Source organism: Enterobacter chuandaensis (assembly GCF_039718975.1).
GTDB lineage: Bacteria > Pseudomonadota > Gammaproteobacteria > Enterobacterales > Enterobacteriaceae > Enterobacter > Enterobacter chuandaensis.
This window is the reverse complement of the sequence record NZ_CP097173.1, coordinates 3793409-3816484: the sequence shown is the minus strand read 5'-3', so window position 1 is coordinate 3816484 and position 23076 is coordinate 3793409. Positions and strand designations below refer to the sequence as shown.

The 23076-nt window shown below is 55.9% G+C and carries 22 protein-coding genes; 11 read left to right on the top strand and 11 right to left on the bottom strand.

The window, feature by feature from the left end:
- Positions 1-148 precede the first annotated feature (148 nt).
- The 5 genes from MX657_RS18330 to MX657_RS18310 form a co-directional block, all read right to left on the bottom strand.
- Entirely contained in the window at positions 149-1219 is a 1071-nt protein-coding gene (locus MX657_RS18330) for an ABC transporter ATP-binding protein (RefSeq protein ID WP_119916269.1), read from the bottom strand.
- Complete coding sequence (locus tag MX657_RS18325) at positions 1212-2981, bottom strand: ABC transporter permease (RefSeq protein WP_080330079.1); 1770 nt, start codon at positions 2979-2981, stop codon at positions 1212-1214. The genes MX657_RS18330 and MX657_RS18325 overlap by 8 nt, the downstream gene beginning before the upstream one ends.
- Before the next feature lie 79 nt (positions 2982-3060).
- Positions 3061-4149, bottom strand: coding sequence for an ABC transporter substrate-binding protein (locus tag MX657_RS18320; RefSeq protein WP_080330080.1), 1089 nt, complete (start codon positions 4147-4149; stop codon positions 3061-3063).
- A gap of 168 nt (positions 4150-4317) precedes the next feature.
- Positions 4318-5013 carry a response regulator gene (locus MX657_RS18315; RefSeq protein WP_217480584.1) on the bottom strand — a complete coding sequence of 232 codons (696 nt, stop codon included), beginning with the start codon at positions 5011-5013 and terminating at the stop codon, positions 4318-4320.
- The gene (locus MX657_RS18310) at positions 4997-6637 is read right to left on the bottom strand and encodes a sensor histidine kinase (protein ID WP_346806336.1); all 1641 of its coding nucleotides are present in this window, start codon (positions 6635-6637) and stop codon (positions 4997-4999) included. The genes MX657_RS18315 and MX657_RS18310 overlap by 17 nt, the downstream gene beginning before the upstream one ends.
- Before the next feature lie 178 nt (positions 6638-6815).
- Between MX657_RS18310 and yjdI the strand changes: the two genes are divergently transcribed.
- Positions 6816-7046 (top strand): 4Fe-4S mono-cluster protein YjdI, encoded by a 231-nt coding sequence (gene yjdI / locus MX657_RS18305; RefSeq protein WP_008499689.1) that lies wholly within the window; start codon positions 6816-6818, stop codon positions 7044-7046.
- Positions 7047-7056: 10 nt separating this feature from the next.
- Positions 7057-7329, top strand: coding sequence for a GNAT family N-acetyltransferase (locus MX657_RS18300; protein ID WP_032664303.1), 273 nt, complete (start codon positions 7057-7059; stop codon positions 7327-7329).
- Between the two features lie 35 nt (positions 7330-7364).
- Here MX657_RS18300 and MX657_RS18295 read toward each other — a convergent pair whose 3' ends face one another.
- The gene (locus tag MX657_RS18295; protein WP_080330083.1) at positions 7365-8594 is read right to left on the bottom strand and encodes an amino acid permease; all 1230 of its coding nucleotides are present in this window, start codon (positions 8592-8594) and stop codon (positions 7365-7367) included.
- Between the two features lie 119 nt (positions 8595-8713).
- A complete protein-coding gene (locus MX657_RS18290; RefSeq protein ID WP_020687112.1) occupies positions 8714-9175 on the bottom strand; it encodes a multidrug/biocide efflux PACE transporter in 462 nt (153 codons plus the stop codon).
- A 105-nt stretch (positions 9176-9280) separates the two neighbouring features.
- Between MX657_RS18290 and MX657_RS18285 the strand changes: the two genes are divergently transcribed.
- The 6 genes from MX657_RS18285 (at position 9281) to wzz(fepE) (ending at position 16549) form a co-directional block, all read left to right on the top strand.
- Positions 9281-10147, top strand: coding sequence for a LysR family transcriptional regulator (locus MX657_RS18285; protein ID WP_217480581.1), 867 nt, complete (start codon positions 9281-9283; stop codon positions 10145-10147).
- 93 nt (positions 10148-10240) lie between these two features.
- Positions 10241-11419 carry an acetyl-CoA C-acetyltransferase gene (locus MX657_RS18280; protein ID WP_217480580.1) on the top strand — a complete coding sequence of 393 codons (1179 nt, stop codon included), beginning with the start codon at positions 10241-10243 and terminating at the stop codon, positions 11417-11419.
- A gap of 235 nt (positions 11420-11654) precedes the next feature.
- Positions 11655-12491: a 5-dehydro-4-deoxy-D-glucuronate isomerase gene (gene kduI / locus MX657_RS18275; RefSeq protein WP_346806332.1), complete on the top strand. Its 837-nt coding sequence runs from the start codon at positions 11655-11657 to the stop codon at positions 12489-12491.
- A 63-nt stretch (positions 12492-12554) separates the two neighbouring features.
- Positions 12555-13316: a 2-dehydro-3-deoxy-D-gluconate 5-dehydrogenase KduD gene (gene kduD, locus MX657_RS18270; protein ID WP_116341857.1), complete on the top strand. Its 762-nt coding sequence runs from the start codon at positions 12555-12557 to the stop codon at positions 13314-13316.
- Between the two features lie 312 nt (positions 13317-13628).
- Positions 13629-15044 carry an arabinose-proton symporter AraE gene (araE, locus tag MX657_RS18265; protein ID WP_080330088.1) on the top strand — a complete coding sequence of 472 codons (1416 nt, stop codon included), beginning with the start codon at positions 13629-13631 and terminating at the stop codon, positions 15042-15044.
- A 380-nt stretch (positions 15045-15424) separates the two neighbouring features.
- The gene (gene wzz(fepE) / locus MX657_RS18260) at positions 15425-16549 is read left to right on the top strand and encodes an LPS O-antigen length regulator Wzz(fepE) (RefSeq protein WP_346806330.1); all 1125 of its coding nucleotides are present in this window, start codon (positions 15425-15427) and stop codon (positions 16547-16549) included.
- 38 nt (positions 16550-16587) lie between these two features.
- On the opposite strand, the gene MX657_RS18255 is transcribed toward wzz(fepE), so the two are convergent.
- A complete protein-coding gene (locus tag MX657_RS18255; RefSeq protein WP_119916261.1) occupies positions 16588-16911 on the bottom strand; it encodes a cupin domain-containing protein in 324 nt (107 codons plus the stop codon).
- Between the two features lie 133 nt (positions 16912-17044).
- On the opposite strand from MX657_RS18255, the gene MX657_RS18250 reads away from it, so the two are divergent.
- Positions 17045-17737, top strand: coding sequence for an aspartate/glutamate racemase (locus MX657_RS18250; RefSeq protein ID WP_252002433.1), 693 nt, complete (start codon positions 17045-17047; stop codon positions 17735-17737).
- Here MX657_RS18250 and MX657_RS18245 read toward each other — a convergent pair.
- Positions 17732-18658, bottom strand: coding sequence for a LysR family transcriptional regulator (locus tag MX657_RS18245; protein ID WP_080330092.1), 927 nt, complete (start codon positions 18656-18658; stop codon positions 17732-17734). The genes MX657_RS18250 and MX657_RS18245 overlap by 6 nt on opposite strands.
- Before the next feature lie 122 nt (positions 18659-18780).
- On the opposite strand from MX657_RS18245, the gene lysA reads away from it, so the two are divergent.
- A complete protein-coding gene (gene lysA / locus MX657_RS18240) occupies positions 18781-20043 on the top strand; it encodes a diaminopimelate decarboxylase (RefSeq protein ID WP_346806327.1) in 1263 nt (420 codons plus the stop codon).
- On the opposite strand, the gene MX657_RS18235 is transcribed toward lysA, so the two are convergent.
- Entirely contained in the window at positions 20013-21050 is a 1038-nt protein-coding gene (locus MX657_RS18235; RefSeq protein WP_346806325.1) for a LacI family DNA-binding transcriptional regulator, read from the bottom strand. The two genes, lysA and MX657_RS18235, sit on opposite strands and share 31 nt — an antisense overlap.
- Before the next feature lie 220 nt (positions 21051-21270).
- Between MX657_RS18235 and MX657_RS18230 the strand changes: the two genes are divergently transcribed.
- Positions 21271-21756 carry a GNAT family N-acetyltransferase gene (locus tag MX657_RS18230; RefSeq protein ID WP_346806323.1) on the top strand — a complete coding sequence of 162 codons (486 nt, stop codon included), beginning with the start codon at positions 21271-21273 and terminating at the stop codon, positions 21754-21756.
- Here MX657_RS18230 and galR read toward each other — a convergent pair.
- Positions 21717-22733 (bottom strand): HTH-type transcriptional regulator GalR, encoded by a 1017-nt coding sequence (gene galR / locus MX657_RS18225; protein WP_080330096.1) that lies wholly within the window; start codon positions 22731-22733, stop codon positions 21717-21719. The genes MX657_RS18230 and galR overlap by 40 nt on opposite strands.
- Between the last annotated feature and the right edge of the window lie 343 nt (positions 22734-23076).

The following is a 23076-nucleotide window of genomic DNA, read 5'->3' as shown; positions in this document are numbered from 1 at the left end:
TGCGGCAGCCTGGGTATTCCGCAATCACAGTAAACCAGGCAAGTGCAGACGTTGTTGACAACGGAAAAGTAACATTTGAGAGCTAGATTGCATGCTCTCACCCTGTAAAAGCAAAAAGGCTGCATCCCGCAGCCTTTTCCTCACACATTCACCCTTTCGGAAACACCCAAACATGCTTCTCCGGCAGCGAAAGATGGCAGTGCTGCGGATCCCGAACCTCATGCCCATACGCACGAATGACAAAATCATCCCCCACCGTGCGGAACAGGTACTCCCATCGGTCGCCGAGATACATGCTGGTGAGCAGCGGCAGCTCAAGCTGATTTTCTCCGGGCCCCTCAACCACCGCCACGCGTTCGACGCGGATCACCGCCGTAGCGTCATCACCGCTCTGCACCCCTTCAGCGGCCTGACCCCACAGCATCCAGCCTTTTCCTTCGATGCGCGCTCTGCCGTCGCGCACTTCGCTGACCTTGCCGTGCAGACGGTTGTTGCTGCCCATAAACTCGGCGGTAAACAGCGTTTTCGGCGAGCCGTACATCTCCTGCGGCGTGCCCTGTTGCTCAATTTTGCCGTTGTTAAGCAGCAGGATGCGGTCGGATATGGACATCGCTTCGTTCTGGTCGTGCGTCACCATCAGCGCGGATAACCCGAGCTTGATAATCAGCTCGCGCAGGAACACGCGGGCCTCTTCGCGCAGCTTGGCGTCGAGATTAGAGAGCGGCTCGTCCAGCAAAATCACCGGTGGGTTGTACACCAGCGCCCGGCCAATCGCCACGCGCTGCTGTTGCCCGCCGGAGAGCTGGTGCGGGTGACGTTTACCAAGATGGCCCAGACCCAGCTGGTCCAGCACGTCCTGCACGCGCTGCTGGATCTCTTTGGCCGGAACTTTGCGCAGCTTGAGCGGATAGGCCACGTTTTCAAACACGGTTTTGTGCGGCCACAGGGCATAGGACTGGAACACCAGCCCCAGGTTACGCTCTTCCGCCGGGATCTCACTGCGCGGCGTGCCGTCGTAAACTTTATTGCTGCCAATGACAATCGATCCCTGCGTCGGTTTTTCCAGACCCGCGACGGCACGCAGCAGGGTGGTTTTACCGCTGCCGGAGGGGCCTAACAGGGAGACCACTTCGCCGCGCTTCAGGTTCATGGAGACACCTTTTAAAACAGGATTGTCGCCGTAGGTTAAGTGCAGATCGTCAACCGCTAATTCAATCATGTATTTTCACTCCGAAACGAAGGGCAATGCCCAGCCCTACCACGACCAGCAGGATATTAATGAAAGAGAGCGCCGCCACGATATCAATGGCGCCCGCGGCCCAGAGGGAAACCAGCATTGAGCCGATGGTCTCCGTGCCGGGGGAAAGCAGGTACACACCCGTTGAGTATTCGCGTTCAAAGATCAGGAACATCAGCAGCCACGAACCGATAAGACCGTAGCGGGAGAGCGGAATGGTCACATGGCGGGTGATCTGCCCGCGCGTCGCCCCGGTGCTGCGCGCCGCCTCTTCAAGCTCCGGCCCCACCTGCAGCAGCGTGGAAGAGATAAGCCTCAGCCCGTAAGCCATCCACACCACGGTATAGGCCAGCCAGACGCTGAAAATGGTGCTGCGCAGCGAGCGCAGCCAGACGATGACGTTCTCGCGCATCCAGTCGGTCCAGGCGAACCCGGAAAGCCAGCCGGATTTCAGCGAGTTGTCCAGCCACATCGGCAGGAACAGGAACACCCACAGGAACGCCAGACCGGCAAGCAGGCCAGGCACGGCGCGCGGCACCAGCACGCTGTAGTCCAGGAAGCGCGTGGTGTTATCCGGTTTGCGGTGCATCGCTATCCCGACGAACAGGTAGCACGCCACGGCCAGCGCGCCGCCAATCACCCCAATTGCCATGGAGTTGACGATGGCGCGCAGCAGGTTGGGCTGTGCCCAGATGGTGCGGAAAGTGCTCAGCGAAAGCTCATCCCACAGCGAAACGCCGACGCCCCAGTTGGAGATAAACGCGCGCAGCACCACGCCGAGCAGCGGCACGCCGATGGTGACGGTGAGCCAGAAGGCAACCACCGCCCCGGCAACCCAGCGCCACTTGCCCAGCGGTAACGCGCGAGCCTGTGAGGCTTTCCCTTTCATCGTGACGAAGCGGTTGGCGGTGCGCATCAGACGGCGCTGGAGCATCACCAGCGGGATGGTGATGCAGATCAGCACCACGGCAACCGCCGCCATCAGGTGATAGGAAGGCGTGCCGAGTTTGTTCGTCAGCTGATACAGGTAGGTTGCCAGCACCATGTTGCCTTCCGGATCGCCGAGCACCAGCATCAGGCCAAACACTTCCAGCCCGAGGAAGAACAGCAGCACGATGGCGTACAGGATCGATGGCCGCACCATCGGCAGGCTGACGGAGGTCATCACCTGCAGCGGGGAGGCACCCGCAACGCGCGCGGCTTCTTCCACATCAGAGCCGACGCTGCGCAGCGCGGATGAAATATAGAGATAGGCATGCGGCACGTGCGTCAGTCCAGCAATGACCACGATGCTCGACATGTCATAGATGTTCCACGGCACAAAGCCAATCAGCGCCTGCGCCCACAGGGAGAGAAAGCCCACCGGACCGGCTGCCACCACATAGCCAAAGCCGAGCACCATCGGCGATACGAAAATCGGGACCAGGATCAGCGGTTCAATCAGGCGGCGACCGGGCAGGTCGGTGCGAACCATCAGAAACGCCAGCACGCCACCCAGCGGAATGGCGATGATGACCAGCCCGAAGGCGAGAATAAAGCCGCTTCTCAGGGCCTTATAGAAATCAGGGTCGGTGAAGATAAAGCCAAATGATTCAAGGCTCCACTCTTTTGCCGGAGAAAAGAACGGAGCGGACAGGAAGCTCTGTATCACGATAAACGACAGCGGCGTGTAGATAACCAGAGCGGTTATCAGCACGACGATGCCGCGCGGCAGGCTTTGCCACTTTCTGCGTAATGTATTCATGGGGTATCCCTGGTGTTGCAGCCCAGCAAAACGAACTCAGTCGATAGGGAGCGCGACGGCGTGCGCCGCGCCCGAACGCTTATTTAGCGGCGGCTGCACGCCACTCTTTGATGTACTCCAGACGTTTTTTCGGCTGCAGATACTCAAGCAGCGTTTCATCAACCGGGATCGGCTTCAGCGCGTTACCGAGGATTTTGGTCAGGCCGTCGATATCATTTTTGCCTTCGATATCGTTACGGATGGAAGGAATATCCGCCTGATTGGCCAGAATGCTTTGCCCTTTTTCAGACAGCACATAGTCCAGCCACAGTTTTGCCGCATTGCTGTTTTGCGCCTGCTGGCTGATGAACGACACGCGGGAGAGCACCAGCGTGTAATCTTTCGGATACGAGATGCCGAGTGAAGGATCGTTCTTCGCACGCGCTTCTGCATAGGATCCAAGGATGTTAAAGCCGATCAGGTTTTCACCGGAGGAGACCCTCTCCATCATGGTGCCTGTTGATGACTGTACCGCTAAGCCGCCTTTGGCGACGTCGGCCAGGGTTTTAAAGTAGTTTGGATCGGCCTTGTGATCCTGCACGGAAAGCATAAAGCCAAGACCCGATTTTTCGATGTCGTAGGTGGTGACTTTGCTCTTGAATTTGTCCGTCTGGCTGGCAATCAGCTTCGCCAGCGCGGCGTGAGAATCCGGCACGTCGCCAGCCGGGATCAGGCGCTTGTTATAGATAAAAACCACTGGTTCATAGGTAGTGCCGTACGCCTTATCTTTCCAGACTGCCCATTTCGGCAGCTGACTTTGCTCCGGCGATTTGTACTCCATGGCGTAATCGGTGGCGAGCTTCAGCCCGGTGTCCATAGAGGAGCTCCAGACCACATCGCCGCTACCACCACCGGAGGCCTGCTCGCTGATAAAACGGTTGTACAGCTCGGTGCTGTTCATGTCGTTGTATTCAACTTTGATGCCCGGGTAGGTTTTTTCGAAGCCCGCAATCAGCGGCCCGGCGGCTTTGGTGTCGGTGGTAGAGTAAATAACCACCTTGCCCTCTTTCGTTGCGGCATCAACAACTTTTTGATACTCAGCAGGATACCCCTGCGGCAGGGCAGACAGTGCAGAAGCAGAGAACAGGACGGTAGCGGTAATCAGAGAAATTCGGAACGTGTTCGACATTATAGTTAACCTTTTAGTTACATTTGAGGAACTAATTGTCAACATAGCGCATGGTGCTGCACCCACAATAGGGGGAAGCAGGCAATGATTCCGAAGTGTGACTGTCGCCGTCGTTTCAGCAATTAACACCATAAAATCCGCGAACGTTAGCTAACGAACGGTTTCGGATCACGGTTTATCATCGGCTTTGCGGTATAGCCGCCGCGGGTGACCAATATTGCCATACAGCATTTCGACGCTGATTAACCCACTTTCCACGCAGTATTCCAGGTAGCGACGCCCCGTGGTCTTGCTGATCCCCACGTTCTCCACCACCTCTTCCACCGACATCGCGCTGTCGGGATGTTCGGCAAACAGGCGTTTAATCCGTTCCAGCGTTTGGGGCTCAATCCCCTTCGTAGACGGCGTAACCGAAGACTCCGCCGCGGGCAGGTTAAACAGGCGATCCAGCGCGTGCTGGTCGACAACCTTCACCTGCTGCACGGTGTGGACGAAGCGCATAAACCGCTCCAGCGAGGCGTGCAGGCGCTGGAAAAAGACGGGCTTGATCAGGTAGTCAAACGCGCCGCTGCGCATGGCATGGCTGCAGGTCTGCATATCGCTGGCGGCGGTGATGAAGATCACCGAGCATTCATAGCTTTTCAGCAGCGGGTTGTCGATTAACTCCACGCCTTTACCGTCCGGGAGATAGTTATCCAGCAGGATCAACCGCGGCTGATGCTCGCGAATCAGGCTGCACGCCTGGGCAATCGACGCGGCGATGCCCACTACGCGCAAATGGAAATTCTGCTCGATATACTCGCGATGCAGTTCCGCCAGATGCGGTTCATCTTCAACTATCACAACGTCAAGTGGTCGGGTCATGCTGTTGTCCATTGGGAATAAACACAGAAAAAATGGTGCCCTGTGGGGTGTTGTCGGCGAGCTCTATGCTGCCGCCCGCTTTCCTGATATAGCCTGCCACCAGAAACAGGCCAATGCCGTGCTCGGTACCCACAATGTCGTTCTCACTTTCCGGTTTGCTGCTGAACCCCTGGCGGAAAATGTGTGGCTTCACCGCCTCATCCACACCGCAGCCTCTGTCTGCCACCTCTATCAACAATTCCTGATTGCGGTCAGAAATGTAGACCTCCACCGGCGCATGAACGGACGCCTTCAGCGTGGCATCCACGGCGTTATCCAGCAGGTTACCGATCACGGACATCAGCTCCGTTTCGTTGATGGAGGCGGGCATGCGGGTAAGCTGACAGGCCGGGTCAAACAGCAGTTCAACGCCTTTTTCGCGCGCGCTGACGTATTTTCCTAACAGCAGCCCGCACAGGGCCGGAGAGGAAAAATGGGCCGAAACGAAGTCCAGCACGCGCTGCGCGCCTTCTGACTGGACCTGGATGTAACGAATTGCCTCGTCATAGTGCTTCATCTGCAGCAACCCCACCAGCGTCGCGGTCCAGTTCAGCTGTTCGTGGCGCATTATGCGCAGGTTGTCCGCATAGCGCTTGATCTGGCTCAGCTGGCTGCTGAGGGTGTTAATGTCGTTTTTGTCGCGAAAGCTGTATACCCATCCGCTTTCAACGCCGGGCTCGACCTCAATCGCCACGCGGTTAACGATGACCTCTCGCTGGTTAAGCACTGCAACCTGGTCGTGGCGGCCAGCGCTTACCGAGGCGTAGCGCTGGGATAAAAAGCCCGGCGACGTCTGCAGAACCTCTTCCAGCGGTTTGCCGATAAGTTCTTTCTCACTTTGATGAATATCCAGCATCTCCCTGGCTGCCCGGTTAATTAAAATCAGCTGCTTCTCTTCATTGACGGCAAATACCCCTTCATACATGGCTTCTAATAGCGCACGTTGCTGCAAAACCAGCTGAGCGATATCTTTCGGCTCAAGGCGGAACATCTGCTTTTTAAGATTGCGGGTAAATAGCCAGGAGAAAATAAACAGCAACAGCAGAAGGGCAATACCGTACAGTCCTGCCTGCCAGAGAATGCGGGCGTTAATATTGGCGATATACGAGGTCAGATAGCCGACCGAGACGATGCCAATCACCTGATGCTGCGCATTAAAGATTGGCGCTTTGCTGCGCAGCGACACCCCAATCCCGCCCTGACGCACGGAAATAATGGTTTTGCCATTTAACACCTCCGCATTATCCCCCCCGATCATCGGTAAATTAATGCGCTCCGGTGATTCCGAATGATAAAGGTGCTGTTCCCGGGTATCGCCAATCACAATATAGCTGGCATCGCTTTCGGCACGCAGCGGCTGTATTAAGCGGGCGATACCGGGGATATCTCTGGCTGCCACCCTTTCCGCCAGACCCGGTATCAGGGCGATTTCACTGGCCTGAACCCGGGCGCGCTGGCCCAAATCGTGATGAAGCTGTCGGTCAATAAAATGAAACAGGATCGTTCCCAGCAGAACTAACAGCAGGCAGGAGAAGCACACCAGCGCTAAAAACAGCTTTACCTGAAAAGAGAGTCTGCGTTTCATTCAATCCGCGGTAGCCATGCAGTAGGAAGACATTTTCGGAGCGTGACATGCAGCACCGGGGGACGCAATCTGGCGAGAAAAGAGTTGTGACCTGGCTTTTCGTTTTCGGCGTTATAGCTATCAGGATCCCGTAAGGCTATGCTTCATTCATTACGATAATAATTACAGAGGCAATGTCATGGATAAAGAACTACTGGATGCGGGTTACCGGGCCTATACCGGCGAGAAAATTGACGTCTACTTCAACACCGGGATCTGCAAACATTCAGGTAACTGCGTGCGTGGGAGCGCAAAGCTGTTTAATCTGAAGCGTAAGCCGTGGATTATTCCTGACGAAGTCGACGTGGAAACAGTTGTACGCGTGATTGATACCTGCCCGAGCGGTGCGCTGAAGTACCGCCAAAAATAAGCGAGGAACCATGGAAATTCTGGAAGGCCATAACAAGTTTTACGTGAACGATGCTAACGGAAATCAGGTCGCGGAGATTGTCTTCGTGCCGACCGGCGAGCACCTGAGCATTATCGAGCATACCGATGTGGATGAGAGCCTGAAAGGGCAGGGCGTTGGCAAACAGCTGGTGGCGAAAGTGGTGGAGAAGATGCGCGGTGAGAACCGTAAAATTATTCCGCTGTGCCCGTTTGCCAAACATGAGTTTGATAAAACGCGCGAGTATGACGATATTCGGGCGTAAATCACGCGCCCGGCAGCAGCCGGGCACGAGCACGTTTAGCCGACGAACATCACCGACACGCACAGCACGCCGACGATCAGCGTCAGCAGGCTGCCAATCGAGCGATATGGCTTCAGCGATGGGATCAGATACGTCGACAGCGTCGGCATGATAAACAGGATCATGGCGATAAGCGGGCCGCTGATGGCGTAAATCATCGAGATGGCGTTCGGGTTAATGCAGCAGACCGCAAAGGTGATTAACGACACCCCCATTATGGAAATCGCGCGGTTAAAGGCGCGGCTCTTTTTAATCCCCACCTGATTCAGCGACGACTTTACGATCTCCGTCGCCCCTTCAATCACCCCAAAATAGGTGCCGAGGAACGATTTCGACATCGCAATAATCGCCACGATAATCCCGGAAATGCCCAGCCAGGCGGGGGAAGAGGGCATCATCGACAGCGCTGACAGAATCGTGACCCCTTGCTCTTTGGCGGCCACAATATAGGACGGCGGAATAGAGAGCAGGCAGCTGAAGACAAAGAACAGCACGCTCAGGCAGATAATCAGATACGCCACCTTCATGATTTTCTTGCATTTATCCATGGCGGCGTCAGCAAACTTCTCGCGACGGTCAACGGCAAACGTTGAGATAATCGGGGTATGGCTGAAGGCAAACACCATCACCGGGATTGAAATCCAAATCTGATGTACGGTATGGCGATCGAACGCCATCTGGCTGGTGAGCAACGCGGGCTGCCAGCTGCCGGTCAGATAGAGCGAGACAAACAGGAAGTAGGCAATCAGTGGGAACACCAGGAAGCCCATCACTTTTATGGTGATATGCCGTCCCATCAGGAAAATCAGATTCAGCACCAGCACCACGCCAAAACTGACCAGCACGCGAACGGCGGTATCCACCGTCAGGTGTTTTGCCAGCTGTTCCGTGAGCGAGTTGGTAATGGCCACCGCATAAATCTGCACCACCACGAAGAAGGCGATGAAATAGAGCGTGGTGATCAGATTGCCAATCTTCTTACCATAGTAGTGGGAGACGGCCCCGGTGATCCCTTCATTACCTTTTGTTTTTGACGAGAGAATAAATTGCGCCAGCGCGCGGTGCGGCCAGTAGGTTAGCGGGTAGGCCACAAGTGCGGTAATAAACAGGACAATAGCGCCTGCGGAGCCCAGCTGAATGGGCAAGAACAGCGTTCCTGCGCCCACGGCCGTGCCATAGAGAGCGAAACTCCAGAGAGTCTCATCTTTTGACCAAATTTTCGACATTAGAGCAACGTTTCAACTAACAAACCATCAGAATGGCGTGCAATTTACCATAGTTATGCCCGGAGAGCGCAGTTGCTTCGACGGAGTTTGGCCGGAACAGACGTCCGGCCAGTGGGGGATTAGCCTGCCAGGGCGCGTCGTTGCTGGCGACGCTTAAGAAATTTTTCGCGCAGGGTATCGTACGCCCAGTTATAGAACATGGTGTACGGCAGGAAGAACAGGAAGAAACCTATTTCCAGCGTGAATGCCTGCAGCAGCGTGACGCCCAGTACGGCGGCAACAATCGACACGCCAATCACAATAAACCCGCATTCGAATCCCAGGGCGTGCAGCGCGCGAACCTTCGCCGTGCGTTTGACCCGCTGGACAGGCCAGAAACGGTCGAAACCGAAGTTATAGATAATGTTCCACAGCATGGCGGTGGTGGCCAGGATAATGGTCAACCCGCCCATCTCCACCACGGAGCGCTGCATCAGCCACGCCGCCGTAGGGGCGAGGATCGCCGTGGCAATCCCTTCAAAACAGACAGCATGAAAGATCCGCTCCGGCAGTTTACGTTGGAGTGCATCCTGATGTTGCATAGTCGTAGACCTCATTAATTCGCCGGTATGGGCGTTGATGTGGCCTATTTTTATCGCTAAAGCTGATATATTAAAGATGGTATCCATCGTAAAAGTAGATAGGTTATGCGCTATTCACCCGAAGCCCTTAATGCGTTTGTTGAGACCGTCGCGGCGGGCTCTTTTTCGGCGGCCGCGCGTCGGCTGCGTAAAAGCCAGTCGACGATCAGCACGTCTATTGCCAATCTTGAAGCCGATCTCGGCTTCGAGCTGTTTGACCGCTCGGCGCGCCAGCCGGTGTTAACGGCCCAGGGGGAACAGGTGCTGGGCTACGTGCAGGCCATCCTCGCCGCCAGCGCGCGGCTTGATGAGCTGGCGGTGTCGTTAACGGCCCAAACGGAGGCGCGTCTGACATTTGTGCTCTCAGATACCCTCAACCCGGACGTGCTGGAAGATATGATGAAGCAGTTTGACGCCCGCTTTCCCCACACGGAATTTGAATGTCTGATTGGCGAGGAAGAGGACGTGATCGATCTGCTGCAAAAGGAGCGCGCCCAGGTGGGGCTGACGGAAGCGCGAGACGGTTATCCCACCGATATTGGCGCCACCCGGTTGCCGATGCAGACCCGAATGGCAATATACGTCGCGACCACGCATCCGTTAGCCGGACAACATGAAGTGCAGAGCGACGAGCTGCACGGCTGGCGGGAGCTGAGACTTAGCACCTACCTTGAGCGCGAGGCGGAGATCGCGCGCGGGCCCGTCTGGTCAGCGCCGAACTACCTGTTACTGCTGAGTATGGCTGTCCAGGGTTTCGGCTGGTGCGTACTGCCGTGCGCGCTGGTGGATGAATTTGCTGCTGCGAAATCGCTGGTACAGCTCAATGTTCCCGGCTGGCCACGGGCGATCGGCATCGATCTGCTGTGGAACAAACGATCCCCACCCGGCGTGGCCGGAAGCTGGCTGCGGCAGTATCTGCAGGATGCGCGCTAATCCTTGTGATTAAACTCACTATTTTTAAACAATTAAGATAATTGCCAGTAACAATCCTCTACTATCGTCATGTCATTTAACACAGAGGTCGTGATGAAAGATGTCGTAATAGTGGGTGCGTTACGTACGGCTATCGGCTGTTTTCAGGGAGCGCTTGCGCGTCACTCGGCGGTAGACCTGGGCAGCGTGGTGGTTAAAGCGCTGGTGGAACGCAGCGGGATCGCCGCCCATGAAGTTGATGAGGTGATCCTGGGACAGGTGCTTACGGCCGGAGCCGGGCAAAACCCTGCGCGCCAGGCGGCGCTGAAGGGCGGGCTGCCCAATACCGTCTCCGCCATTACCATTAACGACGTCTGTGGATCGGGATTAAAAGCGCTGCATCTGGCGACGCAGGCCATTCAGTGCGGTGAAGCGGATGTGGTCATTGCTGGCGGACAAGAGAATATGAGCCGCGCGCCGCACGTTCTGACCGACAGCCGCACCGGCGCGCAGCTGGGCAACAGCCAGCTGCTCGACAGCCTGGTGCATGACGGGCTGTGGGATGCGTTCAATGATTATCATATGGGCGTGACGGCAGAGAACCTGGCGCGCGAGTACGGCATTAGCCGTGAATTGCAGGACGCGTATGCGCTAAGCTCACAGCAAAAAGCGCGTGCCGCAATTGATTCCGGTCGTTTTCGCGACGAGATTGTCCCGGTCAGCACGTCACGTCAGAACGGCGAGGCGTTCGTCGTCGATACCGATGAACAGCCGCGCACGGATGCCAGCGCGGAAGGCCTGGCGAGACTGAATCCCGCGTTTGAAACGCAGGGCTCGGTCACGGCGGGCAATGCCTCGTCCATTAACGACGGCGCGGCAGCCGTAATGATGATGAGCGAAAGCAAAGCCCTTGAGCTCGATCTCCCCGTGCTGGCCCGCATTAAGGCCTTTGCCAGCGTGGGCGTAGACCCCGCGTTGATGGGGATTGCGCCGGTCTATGCTACCCGCCGCTGCCTGGATCGCGCAGGGTGGCAGCTTTCGGATGTCGATCTGATTGAAGTGAACGAAGCCTTTGCGGCGCAGGCGATCTCGGTCGGCAAAATGCTGGAGTGGGATCCGCTGCGGGTCAACGTAAACGGCGGGGCGATTGCGCTGGGGCATCCCATCGGCGCATCCGGCTGCCGAATCCTGGTTTCGCTGGTCCACGAAATGAAAAAGCGCAATGCGCGCAAAGGGATCGCTACCCTCTGTATAGGCGGTGGACAGGGCGTGGCGCTCGCCATCGAACGCTAATCTCTCCTCACTGAAGAAACCTCCTCCGGGAGGTTTTTTTTATCGTGTTCTTCTCTTCATGGGCAGTAATCGTGATCCGCGCGTCATTTCTGTTATAAACAAAAATAAAAAATGAAACGTTGTTTTAATTGCAATTGAAAACCCTATTTTATGCCGCTAGTATGTGCTCATCATAAAACGAAACGTCGTTTCGTTTAATTTCTGCCTTCGGGCATGACCACATCTGGAGGTTACCGTGGACGTCAGACAAAGCATCCACAGCGCGCACGCCAAAACGCTGGATACTCAGGGGCTGCGCAGCGAGTTTTTAGTTGAGCAGGTATTCGAAGCCGATAAATACACCATGGTCTACAGCCACATCGACCGTATTATCGTGGGCGGCATTATGCCGGTGGCGAAAACCGTCTCCGTGGGCGGTGAAGTGGGCAAGCAGCTGGGCGTGAGCTATTTCCTGGAGCGTCGTGAACTGGGCGTGATTAATATCGGCGGGCCGGGCACGATTACCGTGGACGGCCAGTGCTATGAGATTGGTCACCGCGACGCGCTGTACGTCGGCAAAGGGGCGAAGGAGGTGGTCTTTGCCAGCATTGACGGCGGTAAGCCAGCGAAGTTTTACTACAACTGCGCCCCGGCTCATACCAGCTATCCCACTAAAAAAGTGACGCCTGCGGACGTTGCACCGGTGACGCTGGGCGACAATCTCACCAGCAACCGCCGCACCATTAACAAATACTTCGTTCCGGATGTGCTGGAAACCTGCCAGCTCAGCATGGGGCTGACCGAGCTTGCGCCGGGCAACCTGTGGAACACCATGCCGTGCCATACCCACGAACGCCGCATGGAAGTTTACTTCTACTTCAACATGGACGAAGACGCCTGCGTGTTCCACATGATGGGACAGCCTCAGGAAACCCGCCATATCGTCATGCATAACGAGCAGGCGGTGATTTCACCCAGCTGGTCCATTCACTCCGGCGTGGGGACGAAAGCCTATACCTTCATCTGGGGGATGGTCGGAGAAAACCAGGTCTTTGATGACATGGACCACGTCGCGGTTAAGGATCTGCGCTAGTCGCGGGCAGTTAAGCATACATCTGCCTGTTGCTGACAGGCGCTGAAAGAGTAAGGAACAAACATGATTCTGGATGCATTTTCTCTGCAAGGTAAAGTGGCTGTAGTTTCCGGTTGTGATACCGGGCTGGGGCAGGGTATGGCGTTAGGCCTGGCGGAAGCGGGCTGTGATATCGTCGGGATTAACATCGTTGAGCCCACGGAAACCATCGAGCGCGTGACCGCGCTGGGCCGTCGTTTTTTGAGCCTGACCGCTGACCTGCGTAAAATCGACGCCATTCCGGACCTGCTGGATCGCGCCGTAGCGGAATTTGGCCATATCGACATTCTGGTCAACAACGCGGGGCTGATCCGTCGTGAAGACGCGATTAATTTCAGCGAGACCGACTGGGACGATGTAATGAACCTGAACATCAAGAGCGTGTTCTTTATGTCCCAGGCGGCGGCGAAGCACTTCATCGCCCAGGGGAAAGGCGGCAAGATCATTAATATCGCATCGATGCTCTCCTTCCAGGGCGGTATCCGCGTGCCGTCTTACACCGCGTCAAAAAGCGCGGTGATGGGTGTAACCCGACTGCTGGCGAACGAATGGGCGCAGCACAACATCAACGTCAACGCGATTGCGCCGGGCTACATGGCCACCAACAACACCCAGCAGCTGCGTGCGGATGAGGAGCGCAGTGCGGCGATCCTTGAGCGTATCCCGGCGGGCCGCTGGGGGCTGCCGAGCGATCTGATGGGGCCGGTGGTGTTCCTCGCTTCCCCTGCATCGGATTACATAAACGGCTACACCGTTGCCGTAGACGGCGGCTGGCTGGCACGCTAATTCGGCTTGCGTGAAGAACCTCTGCCCCCGGGTGGAGGTTTTTTTTGTTTAAAAATTGCCATTATCCATATCCTTAAAGATGAAAAATCCATACTAAAAAGTCATGGATGACGAATATCACATATTTATTGCTTAAAAATTAGATGATTAATAAAAAATGAGGATAAATCCCCCCGATTTGAAATTGTAATGTCCATCACAGTTCTGTATGTCGTAGCGAAAAAATCCATATCTTCACCAGTTCCGACCTGACACTTTCTTCCGGTATCTCGTAATTTCACTTAACGATTTTGCTGTTGAGGCAGGAAAAAAATGACATCTATCAATGACTCTACCCTGATGCCCGCTGCGCTGCGTGATACCCGACGCATGAACCAGTTTGTTTCCATCGCGGCAGCCGTGGCCGGTTTGCTATTCGGTCTGGATATTGGCGTTATCGCCGGGGCGCTGCCGTTTATTACCGATCACTTTACGCTGAGTAGCCGCCTGCAGGAGTGGGTGGTGAGCAGCATGATGCTCGGCGCGGCCATTGGCGCGCTGTTTAACGGCTGGCTTTCATTCCGCCTTGGCCGTAAATACAGCCTGATGGTCGGGGCGATTTTGTTTGTTGCCGGGTCCATTGGCTCGGCGTTTGCCACCAATGTTGAAGTGCTGCTGCTCTCCCGCGTGCTGCTGGGCGTGGCGGTGGGGATTGCCTCCTACACGGCACCGCTGTACCTCTCCGAAATGGCGAGCGAGAACGTGCGCGGGAAGATGATCAGCATGTACCAGCTGATGGTGACGCTCGGCATCGTGCTGGCGTTCCTGTCCGATACGTACTTCAGCTACAGCGGCAACTGGCGCGCGATGCTGGGCGTACTGGCGCTACCTGCGCTGGTGCTCATCGTATTAGTGATTTTCCTGCCCAACAGCCCGCGCTGGCTGGCGCAAAAAGGGCGTCACGTGGAGGCGGAAGAGGTGTTGCGCATGCTGCGCGACACGTCTGAGAAAGCGCGTGAAGAGCTGAACGAGATCCGCGAAAGCCTGAAGCTGAAGCAGGGCGGCTGGTCGCTGTTTAAGGCCAACCGCAACGTTCGCCGCGCGGTGTTCCTCGGTATGTTGCTGCAGGCGATGCAGCAGTTCACCGGGATGAACATCATCATGTATTACGCGCCGCGCATCTTCAAAATGGCCGGTTTTACCACCACCGAACAGCAGATGATCGCTACGCTGGTGGTGGGGCTCACCTTTATGTTCGCCACCTTTATTGCGGTATTCACTGTCGATAAAGCCGGACGTAAACCGGCGCTGAAGATTGGCTTTAGCGTGATGGCGCTCGGCACGCTGATCCTCGGCTACTGCCTGATGCAGTTTGATAACGGCACGGCGTCCAGCGGCCTCTCCTGGCTCTCCGTGGGCATGACCATGATGTGTATCGCCGGATATGCCATGAGCGCCGCGCCGGTGGTGTGGATCCTGTGCTCTGAAATTCAGCCGCTCAAATGCCGCGATTTTGGTATCACCTGTTCTACCACCACCAACTGGGTGTCGAATATGATCATCGGCGCCACCTTCCTGACGCTGCTTGATGCAATTGGCGCGGCAGGCACCTTCTGGCTATACACGGCGCTGAACGTGGCGTTTATTGGCGTGACATTCTGGCTGATTCCAGAAACCAAAGGCGTGACGCTGGAGCATATTGAACGCAAGCTGATGAGCGGCGAGAAACTGCGTAATATCGGCGTGTAAGGTTAATGCCCGGTGGCGTGCGCTTACCGGGCCTGGAAATTCATGTAAGCCGGGTCAGGCGCAGCCGCCACCCGGCTTTTTGTTAGCACAAGACATCCACCTGATAATGGAAATGTGATCGAAGTCGAAATAGTGTTTCGATAAAAGAAGGAAATTTCCCTTCTGGCGCTATTTCAGACAATCAAACCATGCCGAAAGAAAAAGACGTAAGAAAAGTCCATGATTAATAAAAATATTAACGTAAAGAGAAAACTACTCACTTTGATAGCAAGCCCATAGACAGTTTATTCTTGCGTTCAGATTATTCTTAGATTCTTGTATCATTGTCCCATTCTAACCACCAGGCAGAAACTCACTGCACTCTCAACATAAGAATGGCTATGTCAGCAATGGATATCAAAAAGAACACGGATTTCAATTTTCCCTCCTATGCCACCCCAGCTGTAAGTTCTAAAGAGATCGACCTTCTGGGTCTGTTAGATGTGTTGCTTGCCGCCAAAAAACGCATCGTCACCATCATCTTTATTTTTGCGCTGGCAGGGCTGGCAATTGCGCTTTTATTACCACAAAAGTGGACCAGTAAAGCGGTGATCACCCCGGCGGAACAGACCCAGTGGAACCCGCTGCGCCAGATGATGGTTGCGCTGCAGGTTCTTGATGTGAAGGTGCCGGTTTCGCGTCCGGAAGTCTTTGACCTGTTTATTAAAAAATTCCAGTCGCAGTCATTACTCGAAGCGTACATGACCTCTTCCCCTTACGTGATGTCCCAGCTTAAAGATATTGAGGTGGACCCGCTTGAGCTGCACCGTGCGGTCGTCAATATTTCAGAGAGAATGAAAGCAGTGAATAACGCGCAGGGAAAAGATGCGGATAAAGCACCTTACCTCTCCTGGACGCTCAGCTTCACGGCACCGAAAGCCAGTGATGCGCAAACGGTACTGGAAGGGTACATCGGTTATATCGCTGCTCTTGTTGAACAAGAGACGATGCAAAATATCCGCAACCAGATCGCCCTGAAAACGAATGAGGTTGAACAACAGCTGGCGCTTGACCGGGTTCGTCTGACCACTATCCACAATACCAATCTGCAGCGGCTGAATTATTCGCTGGAAGTGGCGAATGCGGCAGGCATTAAGAAGCCTGTTTATAGCAACGGACAGGCGGTAAAAGACGATCCGGATTACTCCGTCGCGCTCGGGGCGGACGGTATCGCGGAAAAGCTAAAGATTGAAAAAAATCTCAAGGACGTGACAGAGCTGAATGCAGACTTTCAGAACCGTGAATACCATCTGGCGCAGCTGAAAAAACTCTCTGTTAAAGACGTTAAGCTTGAACCGTTCCGGTATCAGCTTTCCCCCTCCATGCCGGTGAAGAAAGACGGACCGGGCAAAGGCATGATTGTTATTCTGGCGGCGATCCTTGGTGGTCTGTTTGCCTGCGGCAGCGTGCTACTGCGTGAGGCCATGCTCAGCCGTAATCCACTGCCAGAAGCGATGACGGAATAAATTCTGCAAACATGAAAAGGCGCTCAAAGGCGCCTTTTTTATGACAGGAAATCCTCGCGAACAGGCGTAAAGGTGTCCAGCAGCGTGCCGGCCCTGAGGCAGACGCAGCCGTGCATCACATGCGGTTTTTTGTAGAGCGTATCTCCGGCCGTGACGACATGCTTCTCTTCACCAATCGTAAATTCAAACTCGCCGGAGAGAACATAGGTTAACTGTTCGTGCGGGTGGTTATGCATTGGACCAATCGCGCCCTGCTCAAAATGCACTTCAACCGCCATCATCCTGCCGCCGTGGGCCAGCACACGACGCGTAACGCCATTCCCCAGATCTTCAGACACTGTCTCTTTGTGAAACATAAACATGGTTTCGCCCTTTATAATAAAACGGTGTTTTATTTAATTTATATCGGTCAGCTTGAAAAGAAAACGACGCAATAAAGAACTGGAAACAGGATCACAAGTTTGCTTCACTGGCTTAAACAGATAAGGAGGGATGATGAAAACGATCGGCCTGTTAGGTGGGATGAGCTGGGAATCAACCATCCCCTATTACCGCCTGATTAACGAAGGGGTAAAACAGCGTCTGGGCGGCCTGCATTCCGCGAGCCTGCTGCTGCACAGCGTTGATTTTCATGAAATCGAAGCCTGCCAGTCGAGCGGGGAATGGGATAAAGCCGGGGAAATCCTGGCTGATGCCGCGCTGGGGCTGGAGCGGGCAGGCGCGCAGGGCATTTTGCTGTGTACCAACACGATGCATAAAGTAGCCTCGCACATTGAAGCGCGCTGTTCGCTGCCGTTCCTGCACATTGCAGACGCCACCGGACGCGCCATCCGCGCCTCAGGGATGTCGCGCGTGGCCTTGCTGGGCACGCGCTACACCATGGAGCAGGATTTTTATCGCGGGCGCCTGCACAGCGAGTTTGGAATAGAAAGCCTGGTACCTGATGAGGAAGACCGGGCGCGCATCAATCAGATCATCTTCGACGAACTCTGCCTCGGTACCTTCAGCGAAACCTCCCGCGCATATTACGTCAGCGTAATAGAAAAACTCGCCCGGCAGGGGGCTGAAGGGGTGATCTTCGGCTGCACGGAGATCGGTTTGCTGGTGCCGGCTGAACGAAGCCCCATCCCGGTATTTGATACCGCAGCCATTCACGCGGCAGATGCCGTGGAATTTATGCTGTCATAACGGGTTTTGCAGGTCAGGTAAGCGAAGTGCCACCTGACGTGCATGCTCAACTAAGTGTTCGGTGAATGCGTCCACCAGCGCAGAAGCCGGGCGGTGCAGCGGGCGGATAAGGCTCACGGTAAACGGGACGGAAACGCTAAAACGGCGGATGACGATCCCGCTCCCGGCATAGTCCAGCGCCGTAAGCGGATTGACGACCGCGACGCCGACGCCTGCACGCACCATCGCGCATATCGATGCCGCGCTGTGCGTTTCCACCACCATCCGCCGCTTCACCTGATGCTCAGCAAAAAGCGTATCCAGCAGCTGTCGGTAGCTGTCGGTTTGCGACAGGCTAATGTAGTTTTCGCCGTGAAAGTCCGCCGGGGTCAGCACCGCCTTGCGGGCTAGCGGATGTCCGGCGGGCAGAACGCACACTTCATCTAACGCGAGCAGTTCCGTGCGCGCCGTTCCCGCAGGGGTCGAGAGGGTTTCGGTCAGCCCGAGATCGTGACGCTGTGCCGACAGCCACTCTTCAAGCAGGGGCGACTCCTGCGGCACAATGGTGAGATTGACCTCAGGATAGCGGGCCAGAAAAGGCTGAAGCAACGTCGGTAAAAAGGATTGAGAGAAGACGGGCAGGCAGACAATCGACAGCTCGCCCTGACGAAACTCGCGCAGGCTTTCCGCCGCGCTGACGATTCTGTCCAGCCCGTACCAGGAGCGCTGCACTTCTTCAAACAGGCGTAGCCCCTGTACCGTCGGGTGAAGTCTGCCCCGGGTGCGTTCGAATAGCTTCAGCCCCAGCACTTTCTCGAATCGCGCCAGCTCACGGCTGACCGTCGGCTGCGAGGTATGCAGCATTTGCGCGGCTTCGGTGAGATTGCCGGTGGTCATCACGGCGTGGAAAATCTCAATATGGCGTAAATTGACGGCGGGCATAGGGCACCTGAATACAGAGAACAGTCCATATCATTTTTGCATAGACTCGCGATAAAACGATATTTTTTATTCTCCTTCCGCTGTGGCGTAATCATAAAAAATGAATTTACCCGGAGAAGCCCATGCCACGCCCGCTCAACCAGACGGATACCGATTTGAACGCTGAAAATCTGCTGCGCCTGCCCGCCGAATTTGGCTGCCCGGTGTGGGTCTACGACGCGCAGATTGTTCGCGAGAAGATCGCCGCCCTGCACCAGTTTGACGTAGTGCGTTTTGCCCAGAAGGCCTGCTCCAATATCCATATTCTGCGCCTGATGCGCGAGCAGGGCGTGAAGGTTGACTCCGTGTCGCTGGGGGAAATCGAGCGTGCGCTGGCGGCCGGGTACGATCCGAAATCCGATCCTGATGCGATCGTCTTTACCGCAGATGTGATCGACGACGCAACGCTTGCGCGCGTACATGAACTGCAGGTTCCGGTGAACGCCGGTTCTGTGGATATGCTGGAGCAGCTTGGGCAGGTTTCGCCAGGCCATCGCGTCTGGCTGCGCGTCAACCCGGGCTTTGGTCACGGCCACAGCCAAAAAACCAACACCGGCGGCGAAAACAGCAAGCACGGCATCTGGTATGCCGATATGCCCGCCGCGCTTGAGGTATTGCAGCGCTACAACCTGAAGCTGGTGGGCATTCATATGCACATTGGCTCCGGCGTCGATTACGGTCACCTGGAGCAGGTGTGCGGCGCGATGGTGCGCCAGGTTGTCGACTTCGGTCAGGATCTGGAGGCGATCTCTGCCGGTGGCGGTCTTTCCATCCCTTACCGCGAAGGGGAAGAGGCGATCGACACCGATCACTATTACGGCCTGTGGAGCGCCGCGCGCGATCAAATTGCCACGCATCTGGGCCATGCCGTGAAGCTGGAAATTGAGCCGGGTCGTTTCCTGGTGGCCGAAGCAGGCGTGCTGGTGGCGCAGGTACGCAGCGTCAAAGAGATGGGCTCACGCCACTTCGTGTTGATTGACGCGGGCTTTAACGACCTGATGCGTCCGTCCATGTACGGCAGCTACCATCACATCACCGCCCTGGCCGCCGATGGCCGCGATTTAACGCAGGCGCCGCGCCGCGAGACGGTGGTCGCAGGCCCGCTGTGCGAATCCGGTGACGTATTTACCCAGCAGGAAGGCGGTAAAGTGGAAACCCGCGCGCTGCCGGAGGTGACGCCGGGTGATTATCTGGTGCTGCACGACACCGGGGCGTACGGGGCGTCTATGTCCTCGAACTACAACAGCCGACCGCTGCTGCCGGAAGTGTTGTTTGATAACGGCAAGGCGCGGCTGATCCGTCGTCGTCAGACCATTCAGGAACTGCTGGCTTTAGAACTCATCTGATGAAAGTACGGCCCCGTTGTGACCGAATCGCGTAATACCAGCGTGCCGGTAAATGGCGGGATCGCATCGACCGGCTGGTTTTTTGCCAGCCGGATCGCCTGATCGATAGCCGTGACGATCATGTTATCTATCGGCAGATAAACCGACGACAGCGCAGGCTCCAGCCACTTTGCGCATGGAGCATCGTCAAAGCCGAACAGGGAGATATCCTGCGGGATCTTAAGCCCTGCCTGATGCAGCGCTTTGGACGCGCCCAGCGCCATATCATCGTTACAGGCAAACAGCGCGCTGAACGACACCCCTTCAGCGATAAGCTCTTTACACAGCTCATAGCCCCGCGTCATTCCCGCATCACCGTACTTAATTCGACGCTCGTCCAGACGAATTCCGTGCTTTTCCAGCGCCTTACGGTAGCCCATCAGCCGCGCTTTACCCGTGGGGGTGTGAATCGGAACGGTAATGCAGGCGATCTCCCGGTGGCCCTGATTAATCAGGTAATCCACCGCCTTAAAGGCGGCATCCTGCTGTTCGAAGAACACGCAGCGCTCCGGCGCCTGGCTGACTTCACGGTTGATGACCACCAGCGGCGTTTGCACGGTATTAATCAACTTGATGATCGCCTTTTCGCTCATATAGCGCGTATAAAGCACGATGGCATCGCACTGGCGATCGGCCAGCATCTGCACCGCCTGTTCTTCCTGCTCTGGTGCGTCGTGACCGTCGGTGACGATCAGCTGTTTCCCGTGGGTTTCGGTCTGCCGCGACGCCTGCTGGAGAAGGCGACCAAAGTAAAAGCCGTCGAAGGTGGAGACCACCAGACCAATGCTGTTGCTGGTCTGGTTAGCCAGCGAACGCGCGAGAAAGTTTGGCCGGTAGCCCAGCTCTTCCATCGCAGCAAAGACCTGCAGACGCGTGCTCTCTTTAACCTGACCTGTGCCGTTCAGCACGCGCGAGACGGTAGCCTTCGACACGCCCGCGCGCAGTGAGACATCCAGCATTGTTGCCATTCTACATTCCTGCTTCCACGTAATGGCCTGCAGTTTAACACAGACCAGGCAGCGTATAAGCGATGCGGGAAGCGCAAAACTTCTGCCACGATCACGCTTTTTAGTCACGATTCGCCTGGCCTGCCGGAAGTAAAACTAAATAGTCTGACTCTGGTAAAATAATCAACAAACCGGGCTGGAGGCGTCAGGCCAGCATATTCATTAAAAACGCAGGTAAAACGTGAAAAAGACCGTCATCCTCCCGCTTTACGAGGCACCGCGCTATGCGGAGCAGGTCACCGACTGGATCTGGCACGCCTTTGGCGAGGGGCTTGCGCGGGAGTTTTTCCATAGCATCGTAGAGCACAGCCAGACGCCGGGTTCCCTGCCGTTGACCTTTATCGCCGTAGAAGATGAACGGCTTCTCGGCACGGTGGGGCTCTGGCGCTGCGATTTGATCACCCGTCAGGATCTCTGTCCGTGGCTGGCGGCGCTCTACGTTGACGACGCGGCGCGCGGCAAGGGGCTGGCAGGGGCGTTACAGCAGCATGTCATAACTTTTGCCGTACAGGCGGGGTATGAAGAACTGCATCTGTGGTCTGCCTGCCGTGACTTCTATGAGCGTTACGGCTGGCAGTACATAGGTGATGGACTGGAGTATCCGGATAAAACAGTACACCTTTATCGCTATTCGCTCTGCGCTTCTGCAGGTGCCGAAACGGAGTGACGGCGCACTAACGTTGGGCTGAACAGATGCGTAATATCCGGCGGCTGGCGCTGTTCCGCCAGCGCTAACGCCAGCTCTGCGGCCTGGGTGGCCATCGTGATGATGGGGTAGCGTACGGTAGTCAGGCGCGGGCGCACGTAGCGGGAGACCAGCACATCATCAAAGCCAATCAGCGAGATTTCCGCCGGCACCTCAATCCCGTTGTCGTTCAAGACCCCCATTGCCCCGGCGGCCATCGAGTCGTTATAGCTGGCAACCGCGGTGAAATTCCGTCCACGACCCAGCAGCTCCGTCATGGCCTGTTCGCCGCCGCTCTCATCCGGTTCACCGTAGGCCACCAGACGATCGTTGCAGGGCAGACCATTTTCGCGCAGGGCGTCGTAGTAACCCTGCAGGCGGTCTTCCGCATCAGAAATGGGATGATTGGAACAGAGATAGCCAATGCGGGTATGGCCCTGTTGAATCAGATGACGCGTCGCAAGCCAGGCGCCGTAGCGGTCGTCGAGGGCCACACAGCGTTTTTCAAAACCGGGGATAATACGGTTGATGATCACCATGCCGGGCATCTGCTTCATCAGGTGAATCAGCTCGGCATCCGGGATCATTTTCGCGTGAACCACCAGCGCCGCGCAGCGGTGGCGGATCAGCTGCTCGATGGCCTGGCGTTCTTTTTGTTCATTATGATAACCGTTGCCGATCAGCAAAAAATTCCCCGTCTGATAAGAGACCTGTTCAACCGCTTTTACCATGGCACCGAAAAAGGGGTCGGAAACATCGCCCACCACCAGCCCAATGGTATCCGTGGACTGCTGAGCGAGCGCGCGGGCGTTGGCGTTGGGATGGTAGTTCAGGGTTTCCATGGCGCTTTGTACCGCCTGGCGCGATGCGTCACTGGCTTTGGGTGAATCATTAATCACGCGGGAGACGGTGGCTACCGACACACCTGCCAGACGAGCCACATCCTTTATTGTCGCCATTCATAACCTTCTTATTAGGGGTAAGCGTTTACACACTAAATAGTGTTGCGGAAAAGTAGCGCGCATTCAAGGGGCGCCAATTTTGGCACGCCACAAACGTGACGCAGAACAACCCTGAAAGTGTAATCGTTACACGCGCAGGCATGTCAGAAAAATGTCATTCTGAACCTTTGGTTACACTTTGCCTCAGGCTGTTGCGATTGTCCGGTGGCGAGGAGGTTAAAGAGGTTGATAGAGTCGAGATCCCAGAGGTATTGATAGGTGGAATCAACTCCGGTTGATTAACACGACTTACACCAGCCTGCGTTTTTACGCAGGTTTTTTTTGCCTGATAGTTCAACCT